This is a genomic window from Nocardia sp. NPDC004860 (assembly GCF_040609015.1).
Taxonomy (GTDB): domain Bacteria; phylum Actinomycetota; class Actinomycetes; order Mycobacteriales; family Mycobacteriaceae; genus Nocardia.
In genome coordinates, this window is record NZ_JBEXJI010000014.1 from 66,597 (window position 1) to 82,411 (window position 15,815).

13 protein-coding genes and 2 tRNA genes are annotated in these 15,815 nt (G+C 69.0%); 10 read left to right on the top strand and 5 right to left on the bottom strand.

What is annotated here, in order from left to right; all coding sequences use genetic code 11:
- The first annotated feature begins 99 nt into the window (after positions 1–99).
- Positions 100–960, top strand: coding sequence for an NAD(P)H-binding protein (locus ABZV44_RS24435; protein ID WP_354840447.1), 861 nt, complete (start codon positions 100–102; stop codon positions 958–960).
- Positions 961–1,048: 88 nt separating this feature from the next.
- On the opposite strand, the gene ABZV44_RS24440 is transcribed toward ABZV44_RS24435, so the two are convergent.
- Entirely contained in the window at positions 1,049–1,588 is a 540-nt protein-coding gene (locus ABZV44_RS24440) for a transglycosylase family protein (RefSeq protein ID WP_354840450.1), read from the bottom strand.
- Positions 1,589–2,121: 533 nt separating this feature from the next.
- On the opposite strand from ABZV44_RS24440, the gene ABZV44_RS24445 reads away from it, so the two are divergent.
- Positions 2,122–2,195 (top strand) — tRNA-Met (locus tag ABZV44_RS24445).
- A 162-nt stretch (positions 2,196–2,357) separates the two neighbouring features.
- On the opposite strand, the gene ABZV44_RS24450 is transcribed toward ABZV44_RS24445, so the two are convergent.
- Positions 2,358–2,483 carry an alpha/beta hydrolase gene (locus tag ABZV44_RS24450; RefSeq protein WP_354840453.1) on the bottom strand — a complete coding sequence of 42 codons (126 nt, stop codon included), beginning with the start codon at positions 2,481–2,483 and terminating at the stop codon, positions 2,358–2,360.
- Between the two features lie 275 nt (positions 2,484–2,758).
- On the opposite strand from ABZV44_RS24450, the gene ABZV44_RS24455 reads away from it, so the two are divergent.
- The 4 genes from ABZV44_RS24455 (at position 2,759) to ABZV44_RS24470 (ending at position 6,307) form a co-directional block, all read left to right on the top strand.
- Positions 2,759–3,517: a protein phosphatase 2C domain-containing protein gene (locus tag ABZV44_RS24455; RefSeq protein ID WP_354840455.1), complete on the top strand. Its 759-nt coding sequence runs from the start codon at positions 2,759–2,761 to the stop codon at positions 3,515–3,517.
- A 93-nt stretch (positions 3,518–3,610) separates the two neighbouring features.
- Positions 3,611–5,608, top strand: a complete 1,998-nt coding sequence (locus ABZV44_RS24460; RefSeq protein ID WP_354840457.1) for a YhgE/Pip family protein — start codon at positions 3,611–3,613, stop codon at positions 5,606–5,608.
- 64 nt (positions 5,609–5,672) lie between these two features.
- Positions 5,673–5,746: transfer RNA gene (locus tag ABZV44_RS24465), tRNA-Met, on the top strand.
- 318 nt (positions 5,747–6,064) lie between these two features.
- Positions 6,065–6,307 carry a molybdopterin-dependent oxidoreductase gene (locus ABZV44_RS24470; RefSeq protein WP_354840459.1) on the top strand — a complete coding sequence of 81 codons (243 nt, stop codon included), beginning with the start codon at positions 6,065–6,067 and terminating at the stop codon, positions 6,305–6,307.
- 21 nt (positions 6,308–6,328) lie between these two features.
- Here the strand turns inward: ABZV44_RS24470 and ABZV44_RS24475 are convergent, their stop codons facing one another.
- Positions 6,329–6,808 carry a GMC family oxidoreductase gene (locus tag ABZV44_RS24475; RefSeq protein WP_354840462.1) on the bottom strand — a complete coding sequence of 160 codons (480 nt, stop codon included), beginning with the start codon at positions 6,806–6,808 and terminating at the stop codon, positions 6,329–6,331.
- Between the two features lie 603 nt (positions 6,809–7,411).
- Between ABZV44_RS24475 and ABZV44_RS24480 the strand changes: the two genes are divergently transcribed.
- The 3 genes from ABZV44_RS24480 (at position 7,412) to ABZV44_RS24490 (ending at position 10,113) form a co-directional block, all read left to right on the top strand.
- The gene (locus tag ABZV44_RS24480; protein ID WP_354840464.1) at positions 7,412–8,782 is read left to right on the top strand and encodes a cutinase family protein; all 1,371 of its coding nucleotides are present in this window, start codon (positions 7,412–7,414) and stop codon (positions 8,780–8,782) included.
- A gap of 114 nt (positions 8,783–8,896) precedes the next feature.
- Positions 8,897–9,547, top strand: a complete 651-nt coding sequence (locus ABZV44_RS24485) for a TetR/AcrR family transcriptional regulator (protein ID WP_354840467.1) — start codon at positions 8,897–8,899, stop codon at positions 9,545–9,547.
- A 365-nt stretch (positions 9,548–9,912) separates the two neighbouring features.
- Positions 9,913–10,113 carry an alpha/beta hydrolase gene (locus ABZV44_RS24490; RefSeq protein WP_354840468.1) on the top strand — a complete coding sequence of 67 codons (201 nt, stop codon included), beginning with the start codon at positions 9,913–9,915 and terminating at the stop codon, positions 10,111–10,113.
- A 6-nt stretch (positions 10,114–10,119) separates the two neighbouring features.
- Here the strand turns inward: ABZV44_RS24490 and ABZV44_RS24495 are convergent, their stop codons facing one another.
- Positions 10,120–11,325: an Ig-like domain-containing protein gene (locus ABZV44_RS24495; protein ID WP_354840471.1), complete on the bottom strand. Its 1,206-nt coding sequence runs from the start codon at positions 11,323–11,325 to the stop codon at positions 10,120–10,122.
- A gap of 174 nt (positions 11,326–11,499) precedes the next feature.
- Positions 11,500–12,954, bottom strand: a complete 1,455-nt coding sequence (locus tag ABZV44_RS24500; RefSeq protein WP_354840820.1) for a DUF4185 domain-containing protein — start codon at positions 12,952–12,954, stop codon at positions 11,500–11,502.
- Between the two features lie 244 nt (positions 12,955–13,198).
- On the opposite strand from ABZV44_RS24500, the gene hrpB reads away from it, so the two are divergent.
- A complete protein-coding gene (hrpB, locus tag ABZV44_RS24505; protein ID WP_354840473.1) occupies positions 13,199–15,646 on the top strand; it encodes an ATP-dependent helicase HrpB in 2,448 nt (815 codons plus the stop codon).
- Positions 15,647–15,815: the final 169 nt, after the last annotated feature.

The window sequence follows — 15,815 nt, forward strand, 5'->3', positions numbered from 1 at the left end:
AATATCCGCAATCCGTGGGCGCTGGATAGCCGCTATTCCGCGCCGTTCGCAGGATGAAGGAGCGGGACACACCCGCCTCCACCGACGAACGGAGTACCCATGTTTCTCGTGACCGGAGCCACCGGCACTGTCGGCCGCGCGGTGGTCGATCGCCTGCTGGACGAGGGTCTGCCGGTGCGGGCCGTCACCCGCCGCCCCGAGTCGGCCGGCCTGCCCGCCGGTGTCGAGGTCGTGCGTGCCGATCTCGGCGACGCGGACAGCCTGCCTACCGCGCTGACCGGTGTCCGCGGCATCTTCCTGTCGACAGCGGGCCCCGAGATCCCCACGCACGACGCGAATCTCGCCCGAGCCGCCGTGGCCGCGGGCGTTGAGCACATCGTGAAGCTGTCGTCGGGGCGAGCCGGTGACGCGGCCGCGACCGACCCGATCCCCGCCTGGCATCGCGCCGGCGAGGACGCGGTGCGCGCGAGCGGGGTCGCGTCGACCATGGTTCGCCCCATGGGATTCATGTCCAACGCACTGCACTGGGCGCCCTCGATCCGCGAATCCGCCACCGTCCGTGCGCCTTTCGGCCAGGGCCGCATCGCGGTGGTGGATCCGCGCGATATCGCCGCCGTCGCTGTCGCGGCGCTCGCCGACCCGGCGCGCCATGCCGGTCAGGTCTACACGGTGACCGGTCCGCAGGCGCTCTCGCCGGGCGAGCAGACCGCGACTCTCGCCGAAATCCTCGGCCGGCCACTGCGTTTCGAGGAGATCGCGGCCGACCGGGCGCGGGCGGATCTGCTGCGCTTCGGGGTGGAGCCGGAGCTGGCCACCGCCATCATGGCCCTGCGCGCCACGGCGCTGGAGTCCTTCACCTCGGTGGTGCATCCGACGGTCGCGGACGTCACGGGCCGGTCACCGCGAACCTTTCAGGAATGGGCTCTCGATAATCGTGCGGAATTTACCGCCGCACAATAATAATTGTTGCCTACGAATAGCGAAAGGTGCTGCGTCGCCATTGACGCAGCACCTTTCCATTTCTTCCGGTATGGGAAGGAGATTCGGGTTATTTGCCCCAGGATTCGATGAGGGCGGCGTTGGACTGGAGGACCTGGTTGTACTGGTCCTGCACGCCGAACTGCTGGGCAAGGCCGCCGGCAACACTCTTGGCCTGGTCGATGACGGCCTGGCGATCGGTCGGGAGGGCGGGGGCGGGAGCCGGGGCTGCGGGCTCCGGGGCCGCCTGGGGCTCGGGCTCGCTGGTGCCCGCGCGCAGGTACTGGCCGCACACCGGCCAGGCGCCGGCGCCCTGGGTGGACAGCACGTTCTCGGCCACGCGGATCTGCTCGGCCTTGCTGGCATTGGAGGCGAGGCCGCCGCCGCCATTGGCGGCCCAGGTGCTCTGCGAGAACTGCAGACCGCCGTAGTAGCCGTTGCCGGTGTTGATACCCCAGTTGCCGCCGCTCTCGCACTGGGCGACGCCGTCCCAGTCGTGGGTCGGGGCGGCGGAGGCGGTTGCGGTGAAGCCGAACGGGACGGCAACAAGTGCGCCGGTGACGGCGGCGAAGCCGAGGACGCGAGTGTTGATCTTCCGGTTCTGTTTCATGGTGATTTCCCTCCCTGTGCCGACCGGCCCGGCGCAAATGCTCCGCCGTGTCCCTGTCCCCAGGAGTCGGGGTGCCCGACCGCGGGACAGGGTTTCCGGAGTGCAGCGGTTCGGGTCGGAGCCCATCTCAGGTTTGATCCGGGCCACAACTGACCATAACGAGTAAATCTCGGCAGATCACGTCTTGATAACTTCAGAATTGCATGAAGTGAATGACCCGAAAATCGGTGTCGATGCAGGTTGGCTATGCTGTAAATGCCAATCCCGAGCGGTCTGTTATCTGGCCGTGATGTGATTCAACTCACCAAGAATTTGTGACTCCGGTCACGTTTCATGCTCAAATGAACGACCAAACGTACGCGCGAGGCTCTCAAATGGAAGATTTTCACCCTGATCACTCCGCTTTGAGGGCAACCGTCCGGTCTGATTCGCTCCGCCACCCTCGCTCACCCGTCGGTCTTCCACCCCGGAACCTGGCTTGACCAGCCGATTTGGTGCATCTCCCAGCCCGTGTGTAATGTTGTGTTCACCGACGCGGGGTGGAGCAGCTCGGTAGCTCGCTGGGCTCATAACCCAGAGGTCGCAGGTTCAAATCCTGTCCCCGCTACTAAGCGAAGGGCCCGGAACCATCAGGTTCCGGGCCCTTCGCATATTCGAGGTTCTCCGTTCACGCCAGGCGAGCATCCAACCCGATGTATTGCCTCGGGCGGCCAGGCTGGGGTTCTCCACCGGTGTATCAGGGGCGAGCGGGGAGTCGCGCGGAATTTGGTCAGCCGACCTTGTCGAGGAAGGTCAGGATGGCGGCGTTGATCTCGTCTGGGCGCTCCTGCTGGATCCAGTGGCCGCAACCCGGGATGACCAGGGGATCGAGCAGGTTCGGGACGAGTGTGCGCATGCGACAGGTCGCTGAAGCGGACAGCGGTGTCGAGCGCGCCTCCGGTGAAGAGGGTCGGCTGGGAGAGGACGGCGAAGTCGCCGAGCGGCCAGTCGGGCTCCAACATCGCGGCGGCATCCGTGCTACGCGTCGCGGCGTAGCACCTCATTCGTGAACCTCTCGAATTACTCAGCAAGCACACAGACATTTCGGGAGCGGAGCTTGGGTTTCGGCCGTTGAATGAAGTAGTGCTGCAGGACAGCACCCCGTGAGACGGAGTCCCAGGAGGTCCGGTCGTGCACACCGAAGCCATCGAGGTTGGGGATGTCGCCGCTGTCGACGCCGATGCGCAGGCGCGGCTCGGACTGGTGGCCGGGGCGGGGGTGAGCCGGCCGGGGCGGCGCACGATCAATGCGGACGCGTTCGCCACGTTCACCGATGCCCGGCTGGGACGCAGCGCTTTCGTGGTGGCGGACGGGGTAGGGGATCATCTGGCGGCGGCCCGGGCGGCGCGGCTGGTGGCGCAGACCGCGGCGCGGGCGGCGGTCGGGGACGGCGCGCAGGCCGGAATCCTGGCGGCGCAGCGGGAATTGCTGCGTGAGCTACCCGAGTCGAGCGCCGACAGCGTGCTGGTGGTCGCGGTGCTGCCGAGCAGTGGTCAGCTGGACGGCCCCTGCGATATCGCCTGGGTGGGTGACTGCCGGGCCTACCGGTGGAACGGTCGCGTGCTGCACCGCATGACCACCGATCACACTGTCGCCGAGTACTTCCGGGCGCGCGGGCGCGACCCGCTGCCGGGTATGCGGCATCTGGTCACGACCTCGGTGCGGACCGTGCAGCCGGGCGACATCGGGCGCGCGGCCACCGGATCGAGCGCGGGCAGGCTGCTGCTGTGCACCGACGGGGTGGGTAAGAAGCTCAATATGCCGCTCATCAAGTCGATTCTGTCCCACGGGACTGCGGCGGGTCAGGCGGCGGAGGCGCTGGTGGGGACGGCCCTCGGTCGCGGCGGCACCGACAACACCACCGCCCTGGTGGTGGACGCGAACCGCTGAGCCGGGCGGGTATTTCCCCGAATTCGCACATTCTGGACGGGTGACCAGGTAGCTTGGGCCCGACTTTGGCAGTGCGCAGTATCGGGGTTCGCCGTGGCAGACAGATCGACATCCATCCGCAGTCACCTCGGCGGTCTGCTCCGGCGCAAGCCGTGGGGATCCACGTTCGCGCGGGCCGCGATCGTGCTGCTCCTGGTGGTGCCGACACTGGTCTCGGCGGTCTACATGTGGATCATGTGGGATCCGGAGCTGTACCTGAAGCAGATTCCGGTCGCCGTCGCCAGCGACGATGCCGGCGGCATCTCCGACGGCAAGGCCCAGAACATGGGTACCGAGATTCTCGACAATCTGGTGTCCAGCGGTGAACTCCAGTTCCACCGGGTCAGCAGCGCGGAAGCGGTGCGCGGGCTGCGGGAGAGCCGGTACGCCTTCTCGGTCGTCATTCCCGCCGACTTCACCCGGAACGTGCTGAGCGTGACCGATTCCGAGCCGCAGCATGCTCGGATCATGGTTTGGTACAACGACTTCAACGGCACGCTGGGACCGGCTGTGGCCAATAGTGTTGTCACCGAGGCGCAGAACCAGATCGCGGCCACCATCGGGCGTGGTTACGCCGGTCAGATCCTGGTCGGCGTGAACAGTCTCGGCTCCGGCCTCGGCGACGCCGCGAAGGGGGCGACCCAGTTGGCCCAGGGCACCACGCAGCTCGCCGACGGCTCCGACCAGTTGACCGCCGGACTCGATCAGGCCGCCACCGGCGCGGCCCAACTCGCGACCGGCGCGGGCCGGCTCCATGCCGGTGCGGTACAGCTCGCCGACGGAGCGAACCAATTGGTCACCGGCACCGATCAACTCGGCTCCGGGGCACGGCAGATCCGCGATGGTGTGGACCAGGTCGTCACGCCGCTGCTGGATGCCCTCGAACCCGCCGGGCGGCTCGCGGCGCAACTCGATCCGCTGCTCGACCAGTTGAATAGGAACCCGGACCCCGCGGTGGCCGACGCGGTCACCCAGCTGAAGAGCCTGATCGGTCAGGCCCGGCCGGACGACCCCGATTCCCTCGTCGGCCAGCTGACCCAGTTGCGGGACGGCACAAAGGAATTGGCCCGGCAGCTCACCGATCCCAAAGCCGACTACCGCTCCGGCGTGCTGGCTCTCGCCGATGGCAGCGCCCAATTGCGTGACGGCACAGTGCAACTCGGCAGCGGCGCGAACGACCTGTCCACGGGCCTGGACCAGCTGGTCGCCGGCGGCCGCGACCTCCGGGCGGGCGTCACCCAATTGAGCGACGGCGCAACCCAGCTCGACAACGGCCTGCGCGACGGTGTGGCCGCCGCACCCCACATCGCCGACCCCAATGCCTCGGCCGACGTCATGGCCCAGCCCGTCAGCATGGACATCCGCAACCAGGAACCCAGCCAGCTCGTCCGCGACGGCGACCGTAGCCACAAGGAGATCGCCCGCGGCGCAGGCCCCGTGCTCGTCGTGATGGGCTCCTTCCTCGCGGCCATCGTCCTGTGGATGCTGGTGCGCCCCTTGCTCGGAGCCGCCCGCGGCCGCTCACCCTGGCGGCGCGCCGCGGCCCCCGTCCTGCGCGGCACCGCGGTCGGCGCGGCGTGCGTCATCGCCCTGTCCGCCCTCGCCGCCGGTTACGGCGGCTGGCTCGGCTGGTCCCCGCAACAGTGGCCCGCCATGGTCGCCGTCATCGCCCTCGTCGGCCTGGTGGCAGCGGTGACGGCGCAACTGTTCGTCGTGCTCTTCGGCCGCGTCGCCGGTTCCATCGCGGCCTTCTCCTTCTATATGTTCCAAATCTTCGCCTTCGGTGGCGTCTTCCCCGCCGGCACCACCCCACTCCTGTTCCGCCCCTTCAAAGACATCGCCCCCATGACGTTCGCCCGCCGAGCCATCATCCGCACCGACATCGCCCTCTACGACCGCATGTTCTGGATCTCCATCGCGGCCCTGCTCCTCGTCCTCGTCGCCGCCCTGGCGATCATGATCGCCTCCCGCTACCTCGCCGCCTCCGTGCCCGATCCGGCCCCCGCCGATCGCGCCCCCGAACCCCTGCACGCGATTCCCTCCCGACCCTGAAAAACGGCTCTGACCAGTCGATTAGGTTCCCTTCCCCACTCGTGTGTAATGTTGTATTCACCGACGCGGGGTGGAGCAGCTCGGTAGCTCGCTGGGCTCATAACCCAGAGGTCGCAGGTTCAAATCCTGTCCCCGCTACTAGGGAAAGGGCCCGGAACCATCAGGTTCCGGGCCTTTTTCGCGAGCTGGCGGCGCGGGCAGCTAGAAGTTCAGTGCCTCATGACGTTTGGCTGTCTTGATGTCCTGCATCGGAGCGCTGCCTTCCAGAAGGCTGCGGGGCCCAAGAAGATTCACTGGATCGAGGGTGCCAGTCACGCCGATCCGACCACGACGTGCAGTGCACGGACGGCTGGCGCGTCGAGAAGGTGCCGTTCGAGGGCGTGAAGCTGTCCGACTTGCTGGACGACGCCGGGGTCAGCGCAGGCGGCGAAGCCCTCAGTTTCGGCTGTTTCGACGGTGCGTACACCGGGAGCCTCACGCTGGAGGCAGGCCCGGCGCTCCGACGTGCTGGTGGCTCTGCGGATGCAGGACGCGCCGATTACGCATGAGCACGGCGGCCCGGTCAGGCTCTACGTGGCGCCGATGTACTTCTACAAGTCCGCCAAATGGTTATCCGGCATATCGGTCACCAGCCGGTATCCCCTGTGGCTGGTCGAGGACCAGCCGACCAGGGATCGGAGTCCCGAGCTCCGGAATTGATCGCCCTGGAAGGCGAACCGGTCATTGCCATGATCGTCGCAGCAGATCCGCGGCGCGTTCGGCGATCGCGTATACCGTCGCATTCGTATTGGCCGACGGAATCGCCGGTATGACCGAACCGTCGGCGATGCGCAGCCCCGCCAACCCGTGCACCCGCAGCTCGGAATTCACGACGGATGACTCATCCTCACCCATCGCGCAGGTGCCGACCGGGTGGCGGTAGGAGCCGAAATTCCTTCGTGCGTAGTCGCCGAGCAGCGCCTCGTCGGTGACGTCGAGTCCGGGCGCGACCTCGGTGACGCCCCATGCGACGAGCGCCGCCGAACCCGCGATCTCGCGAGCAGCCTCGATGCCGTCCAGTACCACCTCGACATCCGTTGCCTCCGTGAAGTATCCGGGGTCGAGTACCGGCGGCGCGGACGGGTCGGCCGAGGAGATTCGCAATGAGCCCCGGCTCACCGGCAGCATCGGCGAGACACCGATGGTGAAGCCGTTCGGCACCGCCGCAACGGGATTGGGCAGCGGGATATCGATGAAATGATCTGCAGATCCGGCCCCGCCAGGTCCGGGCAGCTGCGCAAGAGGCCGATGACCTCGCCGTGATTGGCTCGCGGCGTGGGTACCAGGCGCCGGGAACTGTGCACCAGGTTGATCCGGGGACGGTCGCGCAGATTGCGGCCCACCCCGGGTAGTGGATGCACCACTTCTCCGTGCGAGTCCCGCAGCACGGACTCCGGTCGCTCTCCCCGCAATCCATGCCATCGCGGAGCGACGGCGATCCCGAAAGGCTCATGCAATGAACCCGCCGAAGTCCGAACAACGTCTCATCGCAGAGCTTTTCGTCTGCGGCCCGGTAGCGATGCTGATCTGGTCGGAGACCGCCGTGTCGCCCGATCACGTACCCAGGAGACCGAACAGAGCCCGTCGCCCAGGGACGACGCGGCGTGATGGCCCGCAGGCCCCTGACGTGGTCTGAAACGATTATGTGTCTGAAAAGCCTGCGAAACCGACCGTGAGTGGCGAGAATTGTCTATGCTGCGCAGCGGAAACGAGGACCTGCCGCCGCACCGCCCGAAACCCCTTCGGCACCAGAGGAATTGGACAATGAGCAGGCTGGCGACAGCGTGCGCGGCGATCTTGGTTGTCGCGGGCGTCACGGTCGGGACCACGGTGGCCGGCGATGCGCGGGCGGAGACGCACGGCGCACTGCCCTGCACCCCCTATACGGCGATTCTCGCGCCGGGGACCTGGGAGACGCGTTTCGATGCGGATCCGATGGTGCCGGTCGGCATGCTCAGGCCGATCGGCGATGGGCTGCAACGGCAGTACGGCAGCGACATCACCGTGCTCTATGCCCCGTACGCGGCGAGCGCTTTCGATCAGGGGCTGAGCTATGCGCAATCCTTGAGCACCCTCGAATCCCGGCTGCACCAGATGGCGAGCAGCCTGTGCGGTTCGACGCGAGTGTTCCTCGCCGGGTACAGCCAGGGTGCGGATGGGATCGGCGATTTCGCGACCGAGATCGGCAATGGCGAGGGACCGATCAGCGCCGATCGGGTGGTCGGCGTGGGGCTGCTGGCCGATCCGCATCGCGATCCGAGAACCACTCTCTCGCTGGGCGACCCGCAACCCGGTCACGGCATCGCCGGGGCGCGGAGTCAGGATTTCGGTGCGCTGACCGATCGGGTGCGCACCCTGTGTGTCGAAGGCGATCTGTACTGCTCGCTCAATGCCGCCACGTCCCCGTTCCTCTTTGCGCTCGGCCGGGTGCTCAGCGGTGACTCCGCGATGATCGCATCCCTGATTCCCGCGGGCACGGATCCCGGCACACTCCTCGCGCAGGCCGTGAAGGTCGGCGCCGGCTGGACGGCGACCGCGGCGAACCTGCCCGCCATTCTGCAAAGCCTCGCCAACCTCCCCGATCTGATCCAAGCGGGCGATATCACCGGTGCGCACGAGATCGCGAGCAACCTCAATATGGCCTTGGCTCCGATGGTCCAGGCAGCTGCGGGAGTGGACCTGCCCCTCATCGGCTCGGTCATCCGGGCGGCCGCGGCCATCGACCCGTCGGGCTGGACCGCCGCTGCCAGCGTGATCGCCGATGCCCTGACCCAGATCGACATCCTGCGCATCGCGGGGAATGTCGGCCGCATGCAGGAAACCCTCTGGCGCGCAGTCGAATCCCTCACCCGCAACGACGCGTCCGCCGCGGCTGCCGAAGTGGCGACCCTCGCCCCGGCCGGACTCGACCTGGCCGGCTCCGTTCTCGGCCCCCTCGCCAACGCCGTACGGGGCGATCTCCGCGTCGCCGCGCAAACCCTGCTCAGCATCGGCGGTATCGACAGCATCAACGATCTGCTGGAACTGAGCCGCCAAGGCGTCGACATGGCCACCTTCTACGCCTCGAAGGTGCACGTCGACTACGGCGACGACGCACAGATACTCCTGGGCTTCCTGGGCTCCCTGGCTGCTTGACAGGACGCCGCTCCCGGCCCCGGAACCACTGGTTCCGGGGCCGCCTGTGGTGGGACGGGTTAGGATTTGTGATTCATGGACCGGTGGGGAGCCGGACCTGAGGGGGAGCGAAACATGGTGACTACCACCGATATACCCGTGATCGGCCGCAGGGAGCGCAACAGGCAGCGGGTCCGTGCCCGGATCTACACGTCCGCGCTGGAGTTGTTCGCCGAAAAGGGCTACGACGCAACGACAATCGACGAGATAGCGGAACGCGCGGACGTGTCGCGCGGCACCTTCTTCAATCACTTCCCGCGCAAGGAAGACCTCATCACCGAGTGGGCCGAGGACCGGCGCCGCACCCTGATCGACCGGATCGAGCAGCCACTCGGGACCGGGGCGAGCGACACCGGCGCGCTGCTGCACCGGTGCATGGCCGGTCTCGCCCAGCTCGGCGAGGCGCAGCGCGGAGTCACCGAGATCATGCTGACGGCGTGGGTGAAGACGGGCCGCCCCCTCACCGAAGAGCCGTACACCGCCGAGGTTTTCGCGCGGATCGTCGAGATCGGCGTCCGGCGCGGCGACATCGACGCACGCGTGGATCCGGTGCTGCTGGGGAACCTCCTCCGCGACGCCTACCTCGGGGTCGTGTACCGCTGGGCCCGTCGCGCGACCGACCAGGAGCGGACAGCCGGCGAACTGCGCGACGTACTCGACGTCATCCTGCGAGGTGTCGCAACCAACAACGTCGCCGGGACCGAGAACGATTGGCCCGCAGCGTGACCGAACCCGCCGACTTACCCTGAATGTGATCTGGACGCCATTCGTGGTCGAGTCATGCGGATCGAATCATGCACTTTGGCACGAAATGTCCCCTAGCAGGCGCGTTCCATCCCCGTCCCGCCGTCGGAACACCGATAGATTTGCCCGGTCCGGGCCCAACGAGGGGTGGGTCCGCACATACCTTGGAGCGGACGCGGAATGGAGGCTCGATGCCCAGCGGGCGATGCGGGAGAGGATCGCGGGATTCACGGCCCGGCGCCCGCTGACCCCGCTGCCGCTCGCCCGGCTGCAACGCGATACCAGCGGCCGAACGGTATTCGCCTACGACATCCGCGGGCACGGTTGGGCTCGATGGACAGAACCGGTTGTCGGACTTCGCTTCTCCGGTGCTCGTCCTCGCCGGCGAGCGTGACGCCTCGATTACGCCCGCGATCATGAAGGGTGTCGCCGAGCGCATCCCCGTGGCCGAGTACCGCGAACTGCCCGGCGCCCCGCACATGCAGACCCTGGAGCAGCCCGCGCTGGTCGCGGCGACGCTCGACGACTTCCTGCTCGCAGACCGCTGACGGCCCTCAGGCCAGGGCGCTGCCCCGCTGCCAGTCCGGCCAGAGGATGGTCCAGTCACCGCCCTGCCCGATGTCGAGCGGATCGCCGCCGGTATTGCGGACTTCGACCACATCGCCGGGGTTGGCGAAGTCGAAGAACCAGGCGGCGTCCGCGGGACTGAGGTTGAGGCAGCCGTGCGAGACGTTGGTATTGCCCTGCGCCCAGACCGTCGCGGCGAGTTCGTGCAGGTAGATGCCGTCGTGGCTGATACGGACGGCATTTCTGATGTTTTCGCGGTAGCCGAGGCCGGAGTTGACGGGCAGGCCGTAGCTGGAGGAGTCCATGCTGACCACGCTGTCCTTGTCGAGCACGGTGTAGACCCCGGGATGGGTCCAGAACGACAACACCCGCCCGCCCACCACAGCGGTGCCGCCCCGGCCCATGGACGTGGGCATGCTGCGAACCAGGTTGCCGTTCTCGAAGACCTCGATGTGCTTGGTGTTGTCGTCCGCGATGGCGATGTGGGAGGGGCCGATCACCACGGAGACCCGCTGGTCGTCCCGGCCGTACACGCCGTCGCCGAGGCGGGTGCCGAACAGGTTCGCCGCCACCGTGATCCGGGTGCCGGGCGTGTGATAGTTCTCCGGACGCCAGTGCGCATTGCGGTCGTCGAGCCAGTACCACGCGCCCGTCACGTTGGGCTCGGTGGTGACCCGGAGGGTGCGTTCCGCGGCGGCGCGGTCGACGGCCTCGTCGAAGTGCGCGACCAGCACCAGGCCGATGCCGTAGGTTTCGCCGTCCTGGATGTCGAGGAGATTGTTCGAGCGGAAGGTGACGCTGGTCAGCGTGTCGGGCCGGACAGTGGTGAAGACGGCGGTGGTGTCGACGTCTCCGGTCTCGCCGTTCGCCACCACCGACGCCGTATAGGTGTGGCCGTAGCCGAGTGGTTCGGAACTGATCCAGGCCAGGCGATCCGCGGAGAGCGCGCCCGGTAGCGGTCGACCGGTTTCGTCGATCCAGGAGACCGAGGTCAAGGTCCCGTTGAGCACACCGACCCGGCCGAGTTGGCGCGGACTCAACTCACGCCCGGCGGCCACCGGCGGAAACACGATAGCCGCGGGCCGCAAGGCGCGCGGGAGCAGCCCGTTGCCCCGGTACGGCACGCTGCCGGCGACGAACAGGCCGCCCAGCCCCATGATCCCGGTCAATACCTGACGACGTCGCAACCCCAACGCGCGCTCCCTTCGACCTGATCCCGGACCCGGCTCGGTCGTGTCAGCATCGCGCCGCCGGCCAACAAGATCACGACGCCGGACGGGATCTCCACCGTTCCGTCGCGTAACCGACACCTCGCGGCAATCGAGCGGAAGTGCTCAGCGGGTCGCCATCACTTCAGCGCCGCGTGGTCACTTCAGCGTCGCGTGCATGAGGTAGACGTTGTAGCTGTTCCAGGTGGAGATGGTGAAGTAGAGGTCCTTGGCGCCGGACCAGGGGTGGATGAAGCCGCCGTAGGCGGTGGGGTAGTCGTCGGTGCTGAGCAGCGGGGTCGGATCCGACCAGGCGCCCTGGGGTTCGGCGGCGGTGCGGAGGACGATCTGGTTGCGGGTGACGTCGAGGTAGACCATCCGCCACTGGTTCGACTCGGTGTCGTAATGGATGGACAGTTCGCTGGCGGTGCCGGAAACCAGTGGGGTGGCCAGCAATTCGTTGGGGCCGCCGGCGGGGGTCCAGGTGCCGTCGATCCAGTACTGGTAGGCCGACTTGTTCAGGACCTGGTCGACGGGGACGCGGGCGAGGCCGATGACGCCGAGGCGGCCGTTGGGTGTGCCGAACATGTAGACGTAGTCGCCGTGCGGAACCATGGTGGCGACCTGGAAGCGGCCGAGCCCGAACAGGTTGTCCCAGCGGGCCCACTGCGATTTGGTCCAGGTGCGGCCGTTGTCGTCGGACCAGGCGATGCCGCCCAGGTTGGTCGACCACATGCCGGGGATCTTGGACCAGTGGTTGACCGACATGTAGGTCAGGTACTGGCGGTCGCCGACGGCGAATCCCGAGGTGGGGATGGTGGTGGTCTCGAAGTTCTTGATCTTGCGGCTGTCGAGCAGTTCGGCGGCGTGGCAGCGGCTGTTCTGCACGAAGTCGTCGAGGATCAGACCCTGCGACAGATCGCGAGTGCTGCTGTAGGCCAGCACATTGCTGCGCCAGTCCTGCTGGTCGGTGCCGGCGCCGGTGGGTTTCCAGCCCTTGCCGAAGGTGTCGCCGAACATGACGGCGACCTGGCCGGGCTTGGTCTCCCACATGAGCCCGAGGTCGGTGCCGTCGACCGACCAGCGCATATCCGTGCGATTGACCGATCCCTGCCCGGTGACCTGGTTGACCAGCTGGACCGAATCCACCTGCGGCGCGGCCACCGCCGCGGCCACGGGCGCGGGCGTGGCGGACTGGACGGCCGCGGTGGGCGCGGCCTGGGGTTCGGGTAATTCGCCGCCCGGCACCACGATCGGGATGGGTTCGGGCTCGGTGGTGATCTCGACCTGCGGCAGCGACGCGCTGCCGCCGCCGGGCTGATTCGCCGGGGCCGGGACGGTGTCGCGGACGTCCGGGCACGGATTGGCGCAGGGATCGGCGGGCAGCGCGACCGGATCGACACGGGTGTTGTCGGGCTTCGGGCCTGGCACCTGGACGGTGACGATCTGGGGCACCGGCACCGGGACCTTGATGGTCTGATTGCCCTGCGGCGGTGCGCCATTCGGGTCCGCTCGGCGATCCAGCGGGTCGAATCCGGTCTCACCGCAGCTGTTCACCGGCGCGGGTGCCCAGGGATGCGGTGCGGCCCCGGCGGGCGGCGCGGGCAGCAGCATCGCGCCCAGTGCGACGACGCCCGAGAGTGCGGGCGCCGCAGGGAATCCGGAATGACTCGACCAGCGGCGGGATCGAATTCCCATGTGGTGTGCGGCTCCTCGTCCAAGATCGGCTGACTCACCCTAGTCCGGTTCCGCCCGCTGCGCGTAGCGGTACGAACCGGTCAGGGTATCGGTCGCTCCGGGTCGTTACCGCCCACGCCGGTGGCGGCGGCGCGTCGCCGGGGCGGCAGACTGAGCGGTAATGAAGCTGCCTGATCTTCCCGACCTCCCCGTACGCCCGGCGCTGGACCGCATCGCGGCCACCCTGAGCGAGTGCGGGACCGCCGTGCTCGTCGCGCCGCCCGGAACCGGCAAGACGACGCTGGTTCCGCTGGCCCTGGCCGCGAACACCGGCGGACGGGTGGTGGTGGCGGAGCCGCGCCGGCTGGCCGCGCGGGCGGCGGCCGCGCGAATGGCGGCGCTGCTGGGCGAGCGGGTGGGAGAGACCGTCGGGTATGCGGTGCGCGGAGACCGGAAGGTAGGGGCCGGGACTCGCATCGAGGTGGTGACCTCCGGGTTGCTGGTGCGGCGACTGCAGAACGATCCGGAGCTGGCCGGGGTCGACGTGGTCGTCATGGACGAGTGCCACGAACGCCACCTGGACGCGGATCTGCTGCTGGCCCTGCTCCTGGATGCCCGGGCCGGACTGCGGCCGGACCTGCGGGTGCTGGCGACCTCGGCGACCGTTGCGGCGGACCGGCTTTCGACGCTGCTGGGCGGGGAGGGGGAGCCCGCCGCGCCGGTGCTGGAGGTGCGGGGCCGGGCCCATCCGGTCGAGCTGGAATACGTGCCGCCGGCCGCCCGGGAGCGGATCGAGCAGCAGGTGGCGCGGGTGACCCGCCAGGCATTGGCGGGCAGCGCGGGCGATGTGCTGGTCTTCCTGCCCGGGGCGGGGGAGATCCGCCGGACCGCCGACCTGTTGTCGGGACTGCCCGACGTGGACGTACTGCCCTTGCACGGCAGGCTGTCCGCCGCGGCCCAGGACGCGGCGCTGCGGCCGGGCACGCGGCGACGGGTGGTGCTGTCCACGGCGGTGGCCGAATCCAGTCTGACCGTGCCGGGGGTGCGGGCGGTGGTGGACTCTGGGCTGGCGCGGGTGCCGCGCATCGATCATCGGCGCGGGTTGTCCGGGCTTGCGACCGTGCGGGTTTCGGCCGCGGTGGCCGAGCAGCGGGCCGGACGCGCGGGCCGCGAAGGCCCGGGGTGGGCGTGGCGGTGCTGGCCGGAATACGAACACGCGACCCTGCCCGCGTATCCGGAACCGGAGATCCGCACCGCCGATCTGACCCGGCTGGCCCTGGAACTGGCGTGCTGGGGCACCGTCGACGGGCAGGCGCTGGCCTGGTGGGATGCCCCGCCGGCGGGTGGCCTGGCGGCGGGGCGGGCGGTGCTGCGGGCGCTCGACGCGGTGGATGACCATGGGGCGGTGACGGATCGGGGACGGCGGATCGCGGCCGTCGGATTGCATCCGCGCCTGGCGCGCGCACTGCTCGACGGCGCGCGCGAGGTGGGGGCGCGGGCGGCCGCCGAGGTGGTCGCGCTGCTCGATGACGATTCCCTGGCTCCCGGTATCGATCTGGCCGCGGCACTGCGGAGCCTGCGCGACGACCGGCCCGCCCGCTGGCAGCGGGAGGCGCAGCGGCTGGCGAAACTAGTCGAGGGCGACGGCGTGGACGACCCGGCTCTCGTTGCGGCACTGGCCTATCCGGAACGGCTGGCCCGCCGCCGGGCCCCCGGTTCGGCCAGTTACCTGATGGCGGGCGGCACCGCGGTGACCCTGCCACCGGGCAGCGGGCTGGGCGATGCCGAATGGCTCGCCATCGCGGTGGCAGGGCGCGACCCGGGTCAGGCCGAGGGACGAATCCGATTGGCCGCCAAGGCCGATGAGCAGCTCGCCCGGCAGGCCGCCGCGAACCTCCTGGAGACCGCCGACGAGGTCGATTGGGCCGACGGCGATCTGGTGGCTCGCCGGATGCGGCGCCTCGGCGCGATCGTGCTGTCGGAGCAGCCGCTCAGGGATCCGGATCCGAGCCTGGTGTCGGCGGCCCTGCTGCGCGGACTGCGCGCCACCGGCCTGGACCTGCTGCGCTGGGGCGAGGATGCCCGCAGCCTGCGGCAGCGCCTGGACTTCCTGCACCGCACCCTCGGCGCGCCCTGGCCCGCCGTCGATGACGACACCCTGCTGGCCGACGCCGAAACCTGGCTCGCCCCAGAGCTTTCCACCGCCCGCAGTCGCGCCGACCTGGAGCGCGCCGACGCGGGTCAGGCCCTGCGCCGCCTGCTCCCGTGGCCCGAGGCCGCACGCTTGGACGAGCTCGCCCCCGAACGCCTGGAGGTCCCCTCCGGCAGCCGCGTCCGCCTCGACTACTCCGCGGATCCGCCGGTGCTCGCGGTCAAGGTGCAGGAGATCTTCGGCTGGACCGAGCCGCCGCGCCTGGCCGGCGGCCGCGCCTCGATCCTGCTGCACCTGCTGTCCCCGGCCCAGCGCCCGGTGGCCGTCACCGCCGACCTGCCGTCCTTCTGGCGCACCGGCTGGCCCCAGGTCCGCGCCGACCTGCGCGGCCGCTACCCGAAACACTCCTGGCCCGAGGACCCCACCACGGTCACCGCCCACCGCGGCACTGCCCGCAACGCCCACCGCTCCGGCTGACCGGGCCCATTGCTCCGACCGGCGAGGACCCATCGCTCCGACGGACGGTAGCTCACCGGACCGGGTGGCGACGGCCGATCCCTGCGGCCGGCGTGGTCCATTGCTCAGGCCGACGAGGTCGTTCTCTCCGGCTGACCAAGGCGCACCGCTCTGTCCGACGAAGGGCGAT

What these genes read in the sequence shown, in the direction of transcription:
- ABZV44_RS24435 (WP_354840447.1), top strand. Translation starts at nt 100, where the DNA reads ATGTTTCTCGTGACCGGAGCCACCGGCACTGTCGGCCGCGCGGTGGTC.
- ABZV44_RS24440 (WP_354840450.1), bottom strand. Translation starts at nt 1,588, where the DNA reads ATGAAACAGAACCGGAAGATCAACACTCGCGTCCTCGGCTTCGCCGCC.
- ABZV44_RS24450 (WP_354840453.1), bottom strand. Translation starts at nt 2,483, where the DNA reads ATGCGCACACTCGTCCCGAACCTGCTCGATCCCCTGGTCATCCCGGGT.
- ABZV44_RS24480 (WP_354840464.1), top strand. Translation starts at nt 7,412, where the DNA reads ATGAGCAGGCTGGCGACAGCGTGCGCGGCGATCTTGGTTGTCGCGGGC.
- ABZV44_RS24485 (WP_354840467.1), top strand. Translation starts at nt 8,897, where the DNA reads ATGGTGACTACCACCGATATACCCGTGATCGGCCGCAGGGAGCGCAAC.
- ABZV44_RS24500 (WP_354840820.1), bottom strand. Translation starts at nt 12,954, where the DNA reads ATGCTGCTGCCCGCGCCGCCCGCCGGGGCCGCACCGCATCCCTGGGCA.
- hrpB (WP_354840473.1), top strand. Translation starts at nt 13,199, where the DNA reads ATGAAGCTGCCTGATCTTCCCGACCTCCCCGTACGCCCGGCGCTGGAC.